This is a genomic window from Legionella tucsonensis, from assembly GCF_001468035.1.
Taxonomy (GTDB): domain Bacteria; phylum Pseudomonadota; class Gammaproteobacteria; order Legionellales; family Legionellaceae; genus Legionella; species Legionella tucsonensis.
Genome location: NZ_LNZA01000001.1, coordinates 2,315,426 through 2,331,620, shown reverse-complemented (window position 1 = coordinate 2,331,620; position 16,195 = coordinate 2,315,426). Strand labels below are relative to the sequence as shown.

The window sequence follows — 16,195 nt, the reverse complement described above, 5'->3', positions numbered from 1 at the left end:
ATTTTTATACTTGACGAACACTATAAAGTATTGGATGTTGCCAAGATTACGAACTGAAAATTTTTAAATTCATGCCTCACCAAATAGTGCGATCGGAGACAGAGTACCCTCCATCAATCGGGATCATTGTCCCTGTTATGAAGTCTGAGCCACTTGAGGAGAGAAAAACAGCTAAAGGGCCAATATCTTGAGGTTGGCCCCACCTGCCTAGAGGTGTTTTCTTCCTGATTTCCTCTCCTCTGTTTGTTTGTGGTAAGGAACCATTAATTGCTGTTTCAAACCAACCAGGCAAAATAGCATTGACCTGTATATTCCAGGGGCCAAGTTCTAATGCAAGCGAACGGGTTAAACCCAATATTCCTGTTTTTGTGGTGGCATATCCGATGGAGTTAGGGTGGCCAAACAGAGAATACACAGAACCTACGTTGATAATTTTACCATGATGTTGGGTTTTCATAAGACGAGCTGCGTTTTGTGAGCAGAGAAAGACTGAAGTAAGATTAGTTCTTATGAGATGTTCCCAGTGTTCTAGTGAAAGTTCTAAAAGATGCTGATCTTCATAGATGCCCGCGTTATTAATCAATATATCCAGTTTTCCAAATTGCTCGGTTATTGTTTTAAAACCTTCATGAATACTTTCTTCATGACTTACATCCATCGTCAGTGGAATGAGATCATGTTTTTGGGCTTGTTTTAGTTTTTCCTGATCTCGACCGCAAACAAGTACTTGTGCTCCGGTTTTTCGTAAGGCGAGTGCCATGGCAAGACCTAGTCCACCATTTCCACCCGTGATTAAGGCAACACAATGATTTAAATTATTTTTTGAGTTCATAATGATCATGCACCTTTTTGATGGCAGTTAAGAATTCATCCAGATCTTCTTTTTTCAATGTAGGTGAAAGAGCAATATCAATATAAGATTGGATGTTTCTAAAACTGTCAGGATAAAGATTTGGAATTTCATGTTTTGCTACATCCTTAAATAAATAGGCCCAGTCCCAAAATCTGCGAACATTGATTTTAGTAAGGTCTCCAAGCGCTTTTGAATCTATCCCTTCTGCAGTAAGTGCTTCAGCAAACCAGCAACAGTCCTCAATTGAGCCATCTAATTCCAAAAGTAGGTTATCACCAAGCGGTAATGCGGTGTCGCTCCAGGTATCACGTGGTCTTAAGCATTTTAAATTTACAATGTTTTGAATGACATAAGTATAGTTTTGTGAGAGCAAATTCAGTCGCTTATTGAGTTTTTTTAATTGAGTTAATCCAAGTGCACCACGGATTTCGTCTAAGCGAAAATTAAATATGGGTATCGATGTACAATCAATGGCGCAAGGTTGATTAGAAAAATGTTTTTCGAAAAGACGTTCATATGCTCCAGATAAAATAACACATTTAAGATAGAGATCTTTGTTGTTGGTTAAGATAAATCCTCCTTCTCCAGTATTTAATGATTTGTCCGATTGAGTACTAAATGCCCCTGCTACACCGTATGTACCTAAATATTTATTGTTTAATTTACATCCAAGACTGGGAACAGCATCCTCAATAACAGGTATGCCGTGTTGAGCGGCAAGCTCCAGAATTTGCGGAAGAGGAGCAGGAAAACCTCTCATATGAACTACTACCAATGCTTTCATATGAGTAATTTTTTTATCAAGATCCGCTAAATCAACGTGAAGATTTCGATCCACTTCAATGAGGAGTGGTTTTAATCGTGCCTGGAGAATCGCACTGGGTGTTGCTGTAAAGGAATATGCGGGACATCCAACTAATGAGTCATCAGGTAGCTCAAGCGCCATAAGCGGTAGTGAAATTGCAGCTGTACCAGAGCTTACTGCAAGCGCATATTCAGAATTAAAGTAATTTTTGAGTCCTTCTTCGAATTGACCTACTTTTGTATCCTTGATTTCCCGGTTGTCATAACGAAATAATCTCTTGCTTTTAATCACATCCAGAATTAGATCGGTGTCCTCGTCATCTATGATAACATTCCCTTTGTCATAGGTTGGCCAAGGTTTTGTGCGAACTGGTGAGCCGCCATATAATGCCAACCCTTTAAGGGAAGGGTATTCTTTTTTCATACTACTCATACTACCTATCTCCATGTTACCACTTAGGATTGTAGTTTTTTAATTTGACTTTTTTTTATCAAGCCACAAACGAAAGCGAGCTAAAGTTTTATTCCCCAGAAATAACCTGATTGTTGCAAGTACAATAAAACCTCTTAGAAATTGCAACTTAGAACTTTTCCTAATCCAAAAATCACATTCTTCTCCTTTTGTAAGTACGAATAACTTTTCATAAAAAATAATTTTGGGAAAAGGGAGAGAAAAAAAATTATTAATATTTTTTCCATGAGTGCCAAAAATAATGGGCCTCATGGGCAGACGAAGCACATCAAGAAATAATATAAAATAAAGAAATACTACCCAGGATGCATGTTGCGAGGTTTTTTCGATCCAAAGACATGTGATTTCATGAGGTTTCTTTCGATCAAAGCTATGGTCACTATAGAGTTTCTGCAATTGAGATGAGCTCAATGGGAGAAAGGTTCGATAATTAGGACCTGAGTTGATACAAAAACCTGCCAGCATGTTTTCCTCTGAGTCTCTAAAAAAAATACGGACCTTGGAGCGTTTAAAATATTCCAGGTCAGAGCGATTATGCGCCAGGGATGAGTAATTAGCTCCATAGATTTTAAGTAAACTATCCTTTTTAATTATTTTTGTTTTAATCATCATCAGGCTCTAAAAAAACTCTATTTTCAATTATAGAACATATTGTGTTTCTTTTGTCCAGATTGTGCGGGAAAGTGAGTTTGTAGTGAGCGCTGTGAGTCAAATATGCTCATGAAAATAATTGGAATTTTTATAGCTGTCACTGCGCTCATTTGAGGCAATAATTTTTTCTTATTCAAGAAAATTGCTTAATCCATGCGTCATTAATTAATTTTTTTGAATTTACATGTATTTGAAGAGACCAGAAAATCCATTAAAAAATTAGGGATGCGTTGCTCTAACCAATAGTGTTTTTTATTTGCAATAAATCCTACATGACCTCCGTGTGTACTTAACTCCAAAAGAATATCTGAAGATAATTCACCGGTAGTTGGGAGAATTTCGGGCGTCATAAAAGGATCATCTAAAGCATGAATAATTAAAGTAGGTGTAGCAATTTGAGAGAGATACTGCCTCGAACTGGATTTTTGATAATACTCATCTGCATTAGCAAATCCATGTAATGGGGCAGTTATTTGTATGTCAAATTCGTATAGGGTTTTTATGGAAAACAGCTTCTCTTTGGAAAGCGGTAATTGGCAATTTATAACATCTAATTTTTGTGAAAAGACAGAGCGTAATTTTTCTAACAAATGTGCCTGATACACACGAGAAAATCCTTTATTTATCTTTTGAACTACATTTTTCAATTGAAATGGCACAGAAACTGCTACGGCTGCATCAATTAGAGATTGAGAGCTTACTTCTCCCAACCATTTGAGAAGTATATTGCCGCCTAATGAAATACCTACCACAGCTTTTTTTGTTCTGGGTTCTCTAAATTTCAGTACATTGAGAAAATGTGCTAAATCAGTGGTATCTCCTCCATGATAAGAACGTGGCAGGCGATTTGGTTCACCGCTTGCCCCACGCAGATTCATTAAAACAGTTCGATAACCCGATTTATTGAATGCATGAAACAAGGTGGTAACATACGCTGAATTGATATCGCCACCTAATCCATGCACCAGAATAATTAAAGGAGCATCATGTTCTAATCCATTAACTTTCCAGGCTAGATCAATAAAATCACCATCAGGAAGTTCAAGCCGCTCATAAGAATCGACAAAGACATTCTCTCGATGAGTCAATGTCCGATACAGAGTTTGCCCGTGCGTATTGGTAAGCCACCAAGCAGGTTTAAATTCACTATGAATGATCATATTCTATCCCATTGAGATTTATTTGATCTTTTTAGTATTGGTTTAATCTATAAGTATAAAATATAACTAAAAGGAAATAAATGAGCTTGAAGAGTTGTGCTTTCAGTTCGTTTATCCTTGCTAAGGTGCTCATCTGCATTTAAATTATCTTATTTAAGGTAACTTTTTTTCAATAAAATTAAGTGATTCGTTACTTGGGTAGTATTTCTATGAGTAGGGGGGGGGATGCAAGTAAAGGCCGCAGTAGCATACGAGGTTGGGAAACCGTTGGTAATTGAAACGGTTGAGTTGGAAGGACCAAAAAAAGGAGAAGTACTCGTTGAAATTAAGGCTACAGGTGTCTGTCATACTGATGCATATACATTATCTGGTGATGATCCTGAAGGTCTTTTTCCAGTTATTTTAGGGCATGAAGGCGCCGGCGTTATTGTAGATATTGGTCCGGAAGTAACTTCACTAAAGCCTGGGGATCATGTAATTCCCTTGTATACTCCTGAATGCCGTCAATGTGAATATTGTCTTTCCCAAAAAACTAACCTTTGTCAGGCAATCCGAGCAACACAAGGTCAGGGGGTAATGCCTGATGGAACAAGTCGTTTCAGCCTTAATGGAAAAAAAATATTTCATTATATGGGGACGTCAACTTTTGCAAATTATATTGTGTTACCTGAAATTGCTGTTGCGAAAATTCGTGAGGATGCCTCATTTGAAAAAGTATGCTATATCGGCTGTGGAGTTACTACAGGGATAGGGGCTGTAATTAATACCGCACAAGTTACTCCAGGTTCTCGGGTTGTTGTTTTTGGTTTAGGCGGTATTGGACTGAATGTGGTTCAGGCAGCTCGTATGGTTGGGGCAGATCAGATCGTAGGTATCGATATTAGATCTGAACGTCGCGCTTTAGCTCAAAAAATGGGAATGACTGATTTTATTAATCCTATGGACATTAATAATGATTTAGTGTCCTACCTTATTGAACTGACGAAGGGGGGCGCTGATTACAGTTTTGAATGTGTAGGTGATGTAAAACTGATGCGTCAAGCGCTTGAATGTTGTCATAAAGGTTGGGGTGTTTGTACCATAATTGGAGTTGCAGGAGCGGGGCAGGAGATTGCTACCAGACCGTTCCAATTGGTTACTGGCAGGGTGTGGAAAGGATCGGCATTTGGTGGAATGCGTGGACGTACCGATGTTCCTAAAATTGTTGATTGGTATATGGATGGGAAAATCAATATTGATGATTTAATTACTCACGTTCTTCCTTTTGAGCAAATTAATCAGGCCTTTGATTTAATGCATCAGGGACAGTCGATTCGTACGGTGCTCACTTTTTAAAGCTTTAAGGAATATTAAATGTCCATTGAACTCATTGAAGAGCATTTTTGTTTTGGCGGTATTCAACGGGTATATTCTCATCAATCTGAAGTAACTCATTGTACTATGCGTTTCGGTATTTTTTTGCCGCCACAAGCGCAGAAACAAAGTGTCCCTGTTCTATATTGGCTTTCAGGATTAACGTGTACAGAACAAAATTTTATTACTAAAGCGGGAGCACAACGTATTGCTGCTCATTTAGGTTTAGCTCTTGTTGTACCTGATACAAGTCCTCGAGAGGTTAATTTGCCAGGGGATAAAGAGAGTTATGACTTTGGTGTTGGTGCTGGATTTTATGTGGATGCTACACAATCTCCTTGGTCAAAATATTACAATATGTCAACTTATGTACATGAAGAGTTGCCGAATGTGCTTCAGCAAAATGTTCCAATCAATCACCACGCTTGTGGTATCTTTGGCCATTCTATGGGGGGACATGGTGCACTTATTTTAGCTTTGAAACATCCAAAACAGTATCGTTCGGTCTCCGCCTTTGCTCCAATTTGTGCGCCGTCTCAATGTCAATGGGGACAAAAGGCGTTCACAGGTTATCTGGGGACAGATAAGAAACACTGGAAGCAGTACGATGCGTGTGAGCTCATCGCAGAGAGAGGATGGCCACATCAGCATATTTTAATTGATCAGGGTGTTCAAGACCCTTATTTAAAAGAGCAACTTAGGCCTGAATTATTTCAGGCAGCTTGTATGAAAGCTCAAGTTGCACTTAATCTGCGTATGCATAAGGGTTATGATCATAGTTATTATTTCATCGCAAGTTTTATCGAAGATCATTTAAATTTTCATGCATCAATACTCTATGGTGATCATTAATAAAAAAATTAAACAATCTGTATCCTATATCCTCGAAAATGAAGTACTATCTTGGTAATTGCGTTAATTTATGGATTTTTATTGTTATGAAAAAAGTATTATGTTTAAGCGTTCTGATGGTGGTATTGAATCACTCAAGTTTTGCCTATCCAATGCCAAATTCTTTTCCTCCTTTTCAGATTGCCGGAAATTTGTATTATGTGGGTACTGATGATCTCGCAAGTTATCTGATTGTCACGTCAAAAGGAAATATTTTGATCAATAGTGACCTTGAGGCAAACGTTCCAATGATTAAAGCCAGTATAGAAAAACTAGGTTTTAAATTTAGCGATACAAAAATTGTTCTGATCAGCCATGCACATTTTGATCATGCTGCAGGTAGCGAATTGGTTAAGCGGCAAACAAATGCAAAATATATGGTTATGGATGAAGATGTACCTTTGGTTTTATCTGGTGGTAAATCTGATTTTCATTATGCAAATGACTCCAGTACTTATTTTACTCAAAGTACTGTGGATAAGGTACTTCATGACGGAGATAAGGTGGAATTAGGAGGAACTGTACTCACTGCTCATTCGACTCCTGGACATACTAAAGGGTGTACTACATGGACAATACAACTAAAAGATCACGGCAAGCAATATCAGGCCGTAATTATAGGAAGCATTGGCGTAAATCCTGGTTATAAATTGGTTGATAATATAACCTACCCTAATATTGCTCAAGATTATAAGCATTCCATAAAGGTACTCGAGTCGCTACGCTGTGATATTTTTTTGGGGGCTCATGCTGGAATGTTTGATCTCAAAAACAAATATTTATCATCGCAAAAGGGTAGGAAGAATCCTTTTATTGATCCGGAAGGTTGCAAAAAATATATTGAACAAAAGGCACAGGATTTTTATGCGGAACTTAAGAAACAAGAAACTGCATAACCAATCATAATAACCTGAACTATCAAAACTCCCGGTAGAGCTTCCGTCACCAGACTACAATAAAACTACTATTCCTAATGTTCTCTCGTCACATAAAACAATACTCCGTAATTGTAGCCTGGGTGCAGCGTAGCGAAACCTGGGTTAGAGTTTCAACTTCAAAATACTCATTCTATGAACTAAGTTCTCGATTCTTACAAAAGCAATCGACTAAATGATCATCGACCATTCCAACTGCTTGCATGTAAGCATACATGATTGTTGACCCGACAAAACTCATCCCTCTTTTTTTTAAATCTTTGGATAAAGCATTTGACTCGGGAGTGCTGGCCGGTACTTCTTGAAGATTTTTAGGATAGTTTATTTTAGGACTTCCATTTACAAATCGCCAAACATAGTTGTCGAAGGAACCGAATTCCTCCGCAATTTTTAAGAACACAAGCGCATTCTTGCGTGCTGAAAAAATTTTAAGGCGATTACGAATAATGCTCGAATCAGTAAGTAGGACATGTAATTCCTCATCTGTCATTTTTGCTACGGCATTGGGATCAAATTGTTTGAATGCTTTACGGTATGCTTCACGGCGTTTAAGTATTGTTTCCCAACTCAGTCCTGCTTGCGCTCCTTCAAGCAAAAGTATTTCAAAGTGTTTCTGATCATTATGTACAGGAATACCCCATTCTCTATCATGGTATTGTTCATAATAAGGCTTGCCAGTTCCAACCCAAGTGCAACGTTTCATGATGGACTCATTATCTCCTATATATATTTGTATTTAGCGTGAATTTTATTAAAATGAATTGAAAATTTATCTTATTGTCCTACGTTCCGCGACTTGTTCGCGGAATCCATGAATGATCTGATTAATACCAAACTTAATCTTATTCTCCTTTCTGGATCCCGCGAATAAGTCGCGGGACGTAGGTTAGGTGAATTGTATCAATACATCTTAATTTATGAATTAAGTTTTGATCATAACGCCTTTATAGAGGGTAAAGACTATTTTAATCAGCTCTCTTAGTTCACTATTTCCCTAAGAATAATTCTTCGTCTTGTATTTGTTCAGGAATCGCTTAAAATTCACTACATACGATAATATTATATATGTTTAGAGAATTTTATGTCCGATTTTTATCAGGATTTCAATACACGACGAACCTTCGCAATTATTTCTCACCCTGATGCGGGTAAGACAACAGTAACTGAGAAATTACTTTTATTTGGAGGTGCAATTCAACTAGCTGGAACGGTTAAAGGACGTAAAGCCGACCGACATGCAACTTCTGATTGGATGGAAATGGAAAAAGAGCGTGGTATTTCTATTACTACTTCCGTCATGCAGTTTGTACATAATCAGCATGTCATGAATTTGTTGGATACTCCTGGGCATGAGGACTTTTCTGAAGATACCTACCGCACCTTGACTGCTGTAGATTCAGCACTGATGGTTATTGACGTAGCCAAAGGGGTCGAGGAGCGCACTGTTAAATTGATGGAAGTATGTCGTTTGCGTGATACGCCAATCATGACCTTTATTAATAAACTGGATCGTGAAGGTCGCGATCCTATTGATTTACTGGATGAGGTTGAATCAGTTTTAGGTATTCAATGTGCGCCAATTACTTGGCCTGTAGGTATGGGAAAACGTTTTAAAGGCATTTACCATCGTTATGAAGATATAGTTTATTTATATCAACCCGGAAAAAATGCGCAAAAACAGGATGCGGTGCAAATTAAAGGATTAGATAACCCGCAATTGGATGAAATATTGGGCGATGGTGCTCAGGAGTTACGTGAAGAAATTGAGCTGGTCAAAGGCGCTTCTCATGAATTTAATTTGGAGAACTATTTAGCGGGTAAAATGACACCCGTTTATTTTGGGTCTGCAATAAATAATTTTGGGATTAAAGAGTTACTGGATGATTACGTCCGTTATGCTCCAGCGCCACAGCCTCGTGCAACCCAAGAGCGGGCTGTATCACCTAATGAAGATACCTTTAGTGGATTTGTGTTCAAAATACAGGCTAATATGGACCCGAAACATAGGGACAGAATTGCCTTTTTACGTATCTGTTCTGGATCTTACAGAAAAGGGATGAAAATCAATCACTTACGCATTGGAAAAGAAGTACAAATTTCTAATGCCTTAACCTTCATGGCTGGTGACCGCTCACACACAGAAGTTGCTTTACCTGGTGATATTATTGGTTTACATAATCATGGAACAATTCGAATCGGCGATACATTTACCCAAGGTGAGCAATTAAAATTCACTGGTATCCCCAATTTTGCCCCCGAGCTGTTTCGGTTAGTACGTTTAAAGGATCCGTTAAAGAGTAAGGCCTTATTAAAAGGTTTAATTGAATTATCTGAAGAAGGTGCAACCCAGGTATTTAGGCCATTAAATAGCAATCAATTAATCCTGGGAGCAGTTGGGGTGCTGCAGTTTGATGTAGTTGCTCATCGTTTGAAACATGAATATAAGGTAGATTGTATTTATGAAACAGTGAATGTAGCATGTGCTCGTTGGGTTTATTCTGACGATGATAAAGCAATGAGTGAATTTCGAACAAAAGCACATGATTATCTGGCACTGGATGGAAGTGATGCTTTAATGTATCTTGCTCCGACTCGTGTTAATTTAACAATGGCTGAAGAACGATATCCTAAAATTCAATTTCATGCGACACGGGAACATTAGGTGATGATGGCCTCATCGTAGCCTGGGTGAAGGCGTAGCCGTAACCCAGGCATTTTGATATTGCTATAAACCCGGTTTCGCTTCATTGCACCCCAGGCTGCAATTAAAGATTTCTTTAAATAAAAAGTTCTGCGTACATTAAGCAGCAGTGCACGTAGCTTTTACTGTATGCAGACCCAAATTAGTGATTTCCACTTTTGCGCCCGAGTCCGCATTTATTTTCAAGTTCTCGCCTGGATGGACGGTGATTCGCAAAGATTCTCCTGCTGACAAGCCGATGTCATTAACTTTTCCTTTTTTAGCTAACGCTACAATTAAAAACTCATCACCTTCATCTTGTGAGTCGATTTTACAATTGGCCTCTACTGGCCAGAACAGGTAATTAAGAAATATTTGAGGATCATTACTAGGTAATTCATATTCAATCGAGACTCCTCGTTGGAGCAAATGACTTTCCATAGAATAGGCGCTTGTGCTTAAAGATGTGGCAAAATACAACAAGCAAAGTCCAAATTTTCGTAACATTAAATAACTCCATAATGATAATAACTGAACTAAGATACATTTATTTTGTATGTATGGCAAATTAATATTCATGCGTTGAAAGATAGAATCGTAACCTGTGTGGGATATAGAAAAACTCGGAAGAACACCCAGGTTTTTGTGCGTTTATTCAGATTCACAATGCTTCCAAAGCCTTGGCAATGGATTCAGTCATTACTTTTGCATCACCAAAAAGCATGTAGGTATTGTTATGATAAAACAAATCGTTTTCTACGCCTGCATAACCGGGTGCCATGCTTCGTTTAACAAACAATACATTTTTTGCTTTTTCTACTTCCAAAACAGGCATACCATAAATAGGTGAACTAGGATCGGTTTTTGCTGCAGGATTGGTTATATCGTTTGCTCCAATTATATAAGCTACGTCACAGCTTGAAAAATCACGGTTAATTTCACTTTGTTCAAAAACTCTATCATATGGAATATTTGCTTCTGCAAGTAATACATTCATATGACCGGGCATTCGACCAGCAACAGGATGAATTGCAAAGCGAACTTTGATGTCGCGATGTTCTAAGACATCAACTAATTCTTTGACTGCATGTTGGGCATGTGCTACCGCCATACCATATCCAGGGATAATGATTACATCTTTAGCATTACTTAAGAGGAAAGCTGCATCTTCACCATTACCTTGTCGTACTGTCCGTGATTCATCTGTTGCATTAGAGTGTGAATTAGTCGCAGATGACTGGATGCCGCCAAAAATTACATTAAAGATTGAGCGGTTCATTCCAACACACATGATGTAACTTAGAATAGCCCCACTAGCACCTACTAAAGCTCCGGTAATAACAAGCAAATGGTTACTGAGTGTGAATCCAATACCTGCCGCAGCCCATCCTGAGTATGAGTTAAGCATTGATATAACCACTGGCATGTCCGCACCACCAATAGGGATAATGAGTAATATGCCAATTAAAAAAGATAAGCCAGCCATTACACTAAACAACGTTAGTGTTTGGTTAATAAAAAACAAAGCCAATATAATGAGAATGGCTAACGTGGTAATTAGATTAATTACGTTATGACCTATGAGCTTAATTGGTTTACCTGACATAATTCCTTGCAATTTGAAAAAAGCAATGACTGAGCCTGAAAAAGTGATGGCCCCAATAATTAAACCGAGACTCATTTCGATGAGGCTCGCTTTAGCAATTGCACCTGGGACACCAATATGAAACGAAGCTGGGGATAAAAATGCACAGAAAGCAACTAAAACTGCTGCCATCCCCACTAATGAGTGGAATGCTGCGACGAGTTGCGGGATAGCAGTCATATTAATTTTGAAGGCAATATAAGTTCCAATAATGCCTCCTGCAATCATTAAGCTAATGAGTAAAGGTTGATGATATGTTGTTGGCATCATCAAAGTCGAACCTACTGCAAGGATCATGCCGACAATACCCAAAAGATTTCCTCTCCTTGCTGATGCAGGGCTGGCTAAACCTTTGAGTGCCAATATAAAACACACAGCAGATAATAGATAAAACAAAGGAACTAGGGCTGTCATAAGAAATTATCCTTAATTTTTGTAACTATTTTTTATACATACGCAACATACGTTGAGTTACAACAAATCCACCAAAAATATTAATTGACGTAATAAATATTGCTAAACCACCGATCCAGGTGATTGTTCCTGTTAACTGGCTTCCTGCAGCAATAAGTGCCCCTAAAACAATAATACTGGATATTGCGTTGGTGACTGACATTAATGGAGTATGCAGAGCTGGGGTGACCTTCCAGACGACATAATATCCTACAAAGCAGGCCAAAACGAAAATAGTGAGTATGGTAATGTAGGGATTACCTAGAGTGTTAATCTCATGCACTTTGTGTCTCCTTTATTGCCTGAAACGGTAGATATTGATTTTGATGGCAAAGCACTGCTTGCTGAATGATTTCATCACTGGGGTTTAGTGTGATTTCTGGAGGTTGGGGAGCCAACAAATTAATGAGATGCACTAGATTATTGGCATACAGTTCACTTGCAGTAGTAGGAACCAGACCAGCCAGGTTACTTAAACCAATGACGGTCACTTCCCCATGTTTTATGGCTTCATTAAGAACGCTTACTTCGCAGTTTCCTCCTCGAGAAGTCGCAAGATCAACGACGACTGAACCGGGCTTCATTTGTTCTACCGTTTTTTTATACAGTAAAACAGGTGCTTTTCTACCTGGAATTAATGCTGTGGAAATGACAATGTCCGCTAATTTAGCGTATTGATCAATAAGTTCTGCTTGGAGTTCTTTATATTCTTCACTCATTTCCGAAGCGTAGCCACCTTTAGTTTCACTGTCTTGAACCTGACTTACTTCAATAAATTCTGCGCCTAAGCTTTCAACTTGTTCTTTTGCTGCCCGTCGTACGTCGAATGCATAAACTACAGCTCCTAAACGTTTGGCTGTTGCTATGGCCTGTAAACCAGCGACTCCTGCACCAAGAACAAGTACCTTAGCTGGCTGAATCATACCTGCTGCCGTCATCATCATCGGAATGGCTCGATGGAATTGAGAACAGGCCTCTAGAACAGCCCTGTAACCCGCCAAGTTTGCTTGTGAGGATAGGCTATCCATGCTTTGGGCACGGCTGATGCGGGGTATAAGGTTCATTGAGAACAGAGTGATTTGTTTATCCTTGCACCAGGTGATTAGTTTACTTTCTGGATTATTATCGATGTGGCCTATGAGCAGGGCACCCTGAAGCAAGCCTTCTAGAGCTTTGGGATTAGGTTCATTAATAAAAAAAAGAAGCTTGGCTTTTTGCAGGATACTTTTTTTATCATGAACAGAGACACCGACTTCTTCGTAATTTTGATCTTTGAAACCTGCAGCAAGACCTGCATCTTTTTCTATGGCGACTTCAAAACCTAATTTTATAAAGTGCTTTGCAGAGTTAGGAGTAATGGCTACTCGGGTTTCATTGTCTGGTGCCAGTAATGTTGCAATCATCATGGTAAATCCTTTTCACCTAAATATTCATTATCCTATTGTAATTTAGATTGATTTTCCAGACTAAGGATGACATTTAAATAAGATGATTGTAGAAATGGCGGCTGGGGCAGCGAAGGCTCCTCTGATCTATCCTGCAACTTTTTTCACCCAGTATACGCATACATAACCCCCTTTATGTATTGCATATACTCCTTTCAGATACTGCATACACCTTCCTACGTACCGCGCATAAAGCGTCGCGGCAGAGTAGGAAAATGGAAAATTTTATGAGGCTCCTTGAGGCATGTAAAAAAAATTTATAAGAGCGCAATGTTCATGAATGAGAATTATTTAACTTATTTGGTTCTTCATGCAGACTATCTACTTCTAATGCCAACGCAATTTGATTAGCACAAGATTCCAAAAGCTGTATTTTTTCAGGTGTTGTGAAATCATTATTTTTAGAGGATTGTGCTCTTAAAACCCCCACGGTTCCGCGCGCACCAAGTAATGGTATAAACAGCGCATTAGAAAATGAGAGGGTGTCAGTTCCCAATCCTGCTTTTTGTCCTAATTCAAATACCCATTGGGCAATGCTGTATTCCTTTTCATCCAATTCTTCATGTGATTTGGCTCGTGCACACACAACAAGACGTCCATTTTTTGGTAATAAAGCGATTATTTCACAGTGAAAAATTTCCGAAATAAAATTGATTCCTGTCCGTAATAATCTGACTATTCCACGAGTTCTAGATAGTTTTCGACTTAATGTGTACAAAGCTGATGTTTGATATTCTGCAAGACGCGTAATTTCTGACTGGCGTCGAGTAACTAAGGTTAACTGGCAAATAACGAGTGCTAAAATGAACATCATAACTAAAGTGAAGAAATAAGCTGAATTGTCCAGGAAAAAACTGTAATAAGACGGGATAAATAGATAATCATACGCCAAAATACTCAGAATAATTCCCGAAACCGCAGGACCTGTGCGTCCTAAGATAGCAATGGAAATTATTCCTATTAAGTAAACCAAAATTAAACTGCTTTCATTTACTAAAGGATAAATTAAATAATTAATAAGTGTTGTGATGGCTACAATGCTGGTTGATAAAAAATAATAAAGCCAGGAAGAAGTCATTGATTTGGCAAGAGATTTTTTTCTTGATTTCTTAGTTACCTCGGTCATGGTATAAACATCAATTTCACCACTATAGCGCAAAACCTCATCTGCCAGACTACGAAAGAAAAAATTTCTCCAGCGATGACGAATTTGTTTACAGATCATAATGAGAGTGACATTTTGTTCACGGGAAAAATTGATAATTTCTTTAACAAGGTCATAACCTATCAAAATATGAGTTTCAGCCCCCAATTGTTCTGCAAAAAATAAATTTTTTATGGCTTGATTGCGCTGTGTTGTGGATAACAGGGTCCCTGTGGAATCCACATATACAGCAATCCAATCCGCTTGCAAACTGGTAGCCATTCTTTTGGCTGCTCGAATCAATTTATGTGATTCAGGACCTGGACCAACGCAAACCAGTATTTTTTCCATTATGGGCCAGATGTGTTTAATACCCTGACCTTGCCTGTATAAAAGCACTTGTGTATTAACCTGTTTTGCCAGAGTCCGTAATGCCAGTTCGCGTAACGCCATTAAATTGCCTTTGCGAAAATAAAACTCGGCAGCAAGCCGTGCCTGTTTGGGAACATAGACTTTGCCCTCAGCAAGACGCTTTAATAAGTCTTCTGGAGCTAAGTCCACTAACTCGATGGTATTCGCTCTCTCTATCATGAAATCGGGAACAGTTTCCTGAACAGGAGCATGAATGATTTGCGAGACATCGTCACTGAGGCTTTCTATATGTTGAACATTGAGTGTGGTATATACATCGACTCCACGATCAAGCAGTTCTTTAATATCTTGCCAGCGTTTTTTATGTCGTACGCCACTTACATTTGTATGCGCCATTTCATCGATGAGAATTAATCCTGGATTTCTTTTTAAGGAAGAATCCAGATCAAATTCTTGGAGTTTTTTACCGTGATAATCAATCGTTATTTTAGGTAAGACCATGAACTTTTTAAGTATCTCTTCGATTTCAACACGCCCATGAGACTCAACAATACCCACTATTATATCCAATCCTTTGGCCTGCTCACCCATTGCTTCATGAAGCATGGAGTAAGTTTTTCCTACTCCTGGAGCAGCGCCGAGGTAAATTTTGAGTTTGCCGTGCTGTTTTTGTTGCTCTTCTTCGATGACCTGTTGTAATAATGCGTTAGGATCGGGGCGTTTGTCAGTCATTGAGTAGTCCTTAGATGATCCAGAGCTAAATTAAGCTCCAATACATTTATTCGGGGTTCTCCCAAAAGGTGTAAGGTGCGTTTTTTTATTAGCTGATTCACTAATTCTTGAATTTGTTGCTCCGAGACATGACGTGCTTTGGCGATACGAGGTATCTGATAATAAGCTGCCAGGGGACTTATTTCAGGATCCAAGCCGCTGGCAGATGCAGTAACTAAATCAACTGGGATTAATTGCTTGCTTATTTTATTTGGATTGTCCGAACCGTACTGATGCAAGTGATTCACTCGTTTTTTTACGGTTGCCAAAAATTCAGGATTAGAAGGCCCCATATTTGATCCTGAAGAGTTAGCGGCATTATAAGGAAATGGAGTGGTGGCAGAAGGACGTCCCCAAAAGTAATTGGGGGCGTCAAAGTGTTGTCCAATTAATGCAGAACCAATGGGTTTTCCGTCACGTTGCAACAAACTGCCATTTGCCTGATAAGAGAAAAATAGTTGAGCTAATGCTGTAACGACAGCCGGATAGATTAAACCCGTTAGGAGAGAAAAAATAAGTAGAAACATAAAAGCAATTTTTATTTGTTTTAGAGCTTCTCTAATCAT

The 16,195-nt window shown here is 38.7% G+C and carries 15 protein-coding genes; 4 read left to right on the top strand and 11 right to left on the bottom strand.

Going from position 1 to position 16,195, the window contains the following annotated elements; genetic code table 11:
- Positions 1-76 precede the first annotated feature (76 nt).
- The 4 genes from Ltuc_RS10265 to Ltuc_RS10250 all read right to left on the bottom strand — a co-directional run bounded on the left by Ltuc_RS10265 (position 77) and on the right by Ltuc_RS10250 (position 3,940).
- Positions 77-832, bottom strand: coding sequence for an SDR family NAD(P)-dependent oxidoreductase (locus tag Ltuc_RS10265; protein ID WP_058521166.1), 756 nt, complete (start codon positions 830-832; stop codon positions 77-79).
- Positions 816-2,090: a DegT/DnrJ/EryC1/StrS family aminotransferase gene (locus tag Ltuc_RS10260; RefSeq protein WP_058521165.1), complete on the bottom strand. Its 1,275-nt coding sequence runs from the start codon at positions 2,088-2,090 to the stop codon at positions 816-818. The genes Ltuc_RS10265 and Ltuc_RS10260 overlap by 17 nt, the downstream gene beginning before the upstream one ends.
- Positions 2,091-2,129: 39 nt before the next feature.
- Positions 2,130-2,741 (bottom strand): hypothetical protein, encoded by a 612-nt coding sequence (locus tag Ltuc_RS10255; RefSeq protein ID WP_133138345.1) that lies wholly within the window; start codon positions 2,739-2,741, stop codon positions 2,130-2,132.
- Between the two features lie 200 nt (positions 2,742-2,941).
- Positions 2,942-3,940, bottom strand: a complete 999-nt coding sequence (locus Ltuc_RS10250) for a hydrolase (protein ID WP_058521163.1) — start codon at positions 3,938-3,940, stop codon at positions 2,942-2,944.
- Positions 3,941-4,165: 225 nt separating this feature from the next.
- On the opposite strand from Ltuc_RS10250, the gene Ltuc_RS10245 reads away from it, so the two are divergent.
- The 3 genes from Ltuc_RS10245 to bla all read left to right on the top strand — a co-directional run bounded on the left by Ltuc_RS10245 (position 4,166) and on the right by bla (position 7,080).
- Positions 4,166-5,275 carry an S-(hydroxymethyl)glutathione dehydrogenase/class III alcohol dehydrogenase gene (locus Ltuc_RS10245; RefSeq protein ID WP_058521162.1) on the top strand — a complete coding sequence of 370 codons (1,110 nt, stop codon included), beginning with the start codon at positions 4,166-4,168 and terminating at the stop codon, positions 5,273-5,275.
- 18 nt (positions 5,276-5,293) lie between these two features.
- Positions 5,294-6,145 (top strand): S-formylglutathione hydrolase, encoded by an 852-nt coding sequence (gene fghA / locus Ltuc_RS10240; protein ID WP_058521161.1) that lies wholly within the window; start codon positions 5,294-5,296, stop codon positions 6,143-6,145.
- An 86-nt stretch (positions 6,146-6,231) separates the two neighbouring features.
- Positions 6,232-7,080 (top strand): subclass B3 metallo-beta-lactamase, encoded by an 849-nt coding sequence (bla, locus tag Ltuc_RS10235; protein ID WP_065236216.1) that lies wholly within the window; start codon positions 6,232-6,234, stop codon positions 7,078-7,080.
- Positions 7,081-7,252: 172 nt separating this feature from the next.
- On the opposite strand, the gene Ltuc_RS10230 is transcribed toward bla, so the two are convergent.
- Positions 7,253-7,822, bottom strand: a complete 570-nt coding sequence (locus Ltuc_RS10230; protein ID WP_058521159.1) for a DNA-3-methyladenine glycosylase I — start codon at positions 7,820-7,822, stop codon at positions 7,253-7,255.
- A gap of 378 nt (positions 7,823-8,200) precedes the next feature.
- Here Ltuc_RS10230 and Ltuc_RS10225 point away from each other — a divergent pair, with 378 nt between their 5' ends.
- Positions 8,201-9,781, top strand: a complete 1,581-nt coding sequence (locus tag Ltuc_RS10225) for a peptide chain release factor 3 (RefSeq protein WP_058521158.1) — start codon at positions 8,201-8,203, stop codon at positions 9,779-9,781.
- Between the two features lie 138 nt (positions 9,782-9,919).
- Here Ltuc_RS10225 and Ltuc_RS10220 read toward each other — a convergent pair whose 3' ends face one another.
- The 6 genes from Ltuc_RS10220 to kdpC all read right to left on the bottom strand — a co-directional run bounded on the left by Ltuc_RS10220 (position 9,920) and on the right by kdpC (position 16,195).
- Positions 9,920-10,306 (bottom strand): hypothetical protein, encoded by a 387-nt coding sequence (locus tag Ltuc_RS10220; protein WP_058521157.1) that lies wholly within the window; start codon positions 10,304-10,306, stop codon positions 9,920-9,922.
- A 154-nt stretch (positions 10,307-10,460) separates the two neighbouring features.
- Entirely contained in the window at positions 10,461-11,858 is a 1,398-nt protein-coding gene (locus Ltuc_RS10215; RefSeq protein WP_058521156.1) for an NAD(P)(+) transhydrogenase (Re/Si-specific) subunit beta, read from the bottom strand.
- A gap of 25 nt (positions 11,859-11,883) precedes the next feature.
- Positions 11,884-12,180 carry a proton-translocating transhydrogenase family protein gene (locus Ltuc_RS10210; protein ID WP_058521155.1) on the bottom strand — a complete coding sequence of 99 codons (297 nt, stop codon included), beginning with the start codon at positions 12,178-12,180 and terminating at the stop codon, positions 11,884-11,886.
- Entirely contained in the window at positions 12,173-13,303 is a 1,131-nt protein-coding gene (locus Ltuc_RS10205; protein ID WP_058521154.1) for a Re/Si-specific NAD(P)(+) transhydrogenase subunit alpha, read from the bottom strand. Before Ltuc_RS10205 ends, Ltuc_RS10210 begins: the two co-directional genes overlap by 8 nt.
- Before the next feature lie 313 nt (positions 13,304-13,616).
- Entirely contained in the window at positions 13,617-15,590 is a 1,974-nt protein-coding gene (locus Ltuc_RS10200; RefSeq protein ID WP_058521153.1) for a DUF4118 domain-containing protein, read from the bottom strand.
- Positions 15,587-16,195 carry a potassium-transporting ATPase subunit KdpC gene (kdpC, locus tag Ltuc_RS10195; RefSeq protein WP_193786846.1) on the bottom strand — a complete coding sequence of 203 codons (609 nt, stop codon included), beginning with the start codon at positions 16,193-16,195 and terminating at the stop codon, positions 15,587-15,589. The genes Ltuc_RS10200 and kdpC overlap by 4 nt, the downstream gene beginning before the upstream one ends.

Bases quoted from the DNA above. Each gene is read 5' to 3' on its own strand.
- Ltuc_RS10225 (WP_058521158.1), top strand. From the start codon at position 8,201: ATGTCCGATTTTTATCAGGATTTCAATACACGACGAACCTTCGCAATT.
- Ltuc_RS10255 (WP_133138345.1), bottom strand. From the start codon at position 2,741: ATGATGATTAAAACAAAAATAATTAAAAAGGATAGTTTACTTAAAATC.
- kdpC (WP_193786846.1), bottom strand. From the start codon at position 16,195: ATGATTAGAGAAGCTCTAAAACAAATAAAAATTGCTTTTATGTTTCTA.
- fghA (WP_058521161.1), top strand. From the start codon at position 5,294: ATGTCCATTGAACTCATTGAAGAGCATTTTTGTTTTGGCGGTATTCAA.
- Ltuc_RS10215 (WP_058521156.1), bottom strand. From the start codon at position 11,858: ATGACAGCCCTAGTTCCTTTGTTTTATCTATTATCTGCTGTGTGTTTT.
- bla (WP_065236216.1), top strand. From the start codon at position 6,232: ATGAAAAAAGTATTATGTTTAAGCGTTCTGATGGTGGTATTGAATCAC.
- Ltuc_RS10260 (WP_058521165.1), bottom strand. From the start codon at position 2,090: ATGAGTAGTATGAAAAAAGAATACCCTTCCCTTAAAGGGTTGGCATTA.
- Ltuc_RS10250 (WP_058521163.1), bottom strand. From the start codon at position 3,940: ATGATCATTCATAGTGAATTTAAACCTGCTTGGTGGCTTACCAATACG.
- Ltuc_RS10265 (WP_058521166.1), bottom strand. From the start codon at position 832: ATGAACTCAAAAAATAATTTAAATCATTGTGTTGCCTTAATCACGGGT.
- Ltuc_RS10200 (WP_058521153.1), bottom strand. From the start codon at position 15,590: ATGACTGACAAACGCCCCGATCCTAACGCATTATTACAACAGGTCATC.
- Ltuc_RS10205 (WP_058521154.1), bottom strand. From the start codon at position 13,303: ATGATGATTGCAACATTACTGGCACCAGACAATGAAACCCGAGTAGCC.
- Ltuc_RS10220 (WP_058521157.1), bottom strand. From the start codon at position 10,306: ATGTTACGAAAATTTGGACTTTGCTTGTTGTATTTTGCCACATCTTTA.
- Ltuc_RS10230 (WP_058521159.1), bottom strand. From the start codon at position 7,822: ATGAAACGTTGCACTTGGGTTGGAACTGGCAAGCCTTATTATGAACAA.
- Ltuc_RS10245 (WP_058521162.1), top strand. From the start codon at position 4,166: ATGCAAGTAAAGGCCGCAGTAGCATACGAGGTTGGGAAACCGTTGGTA.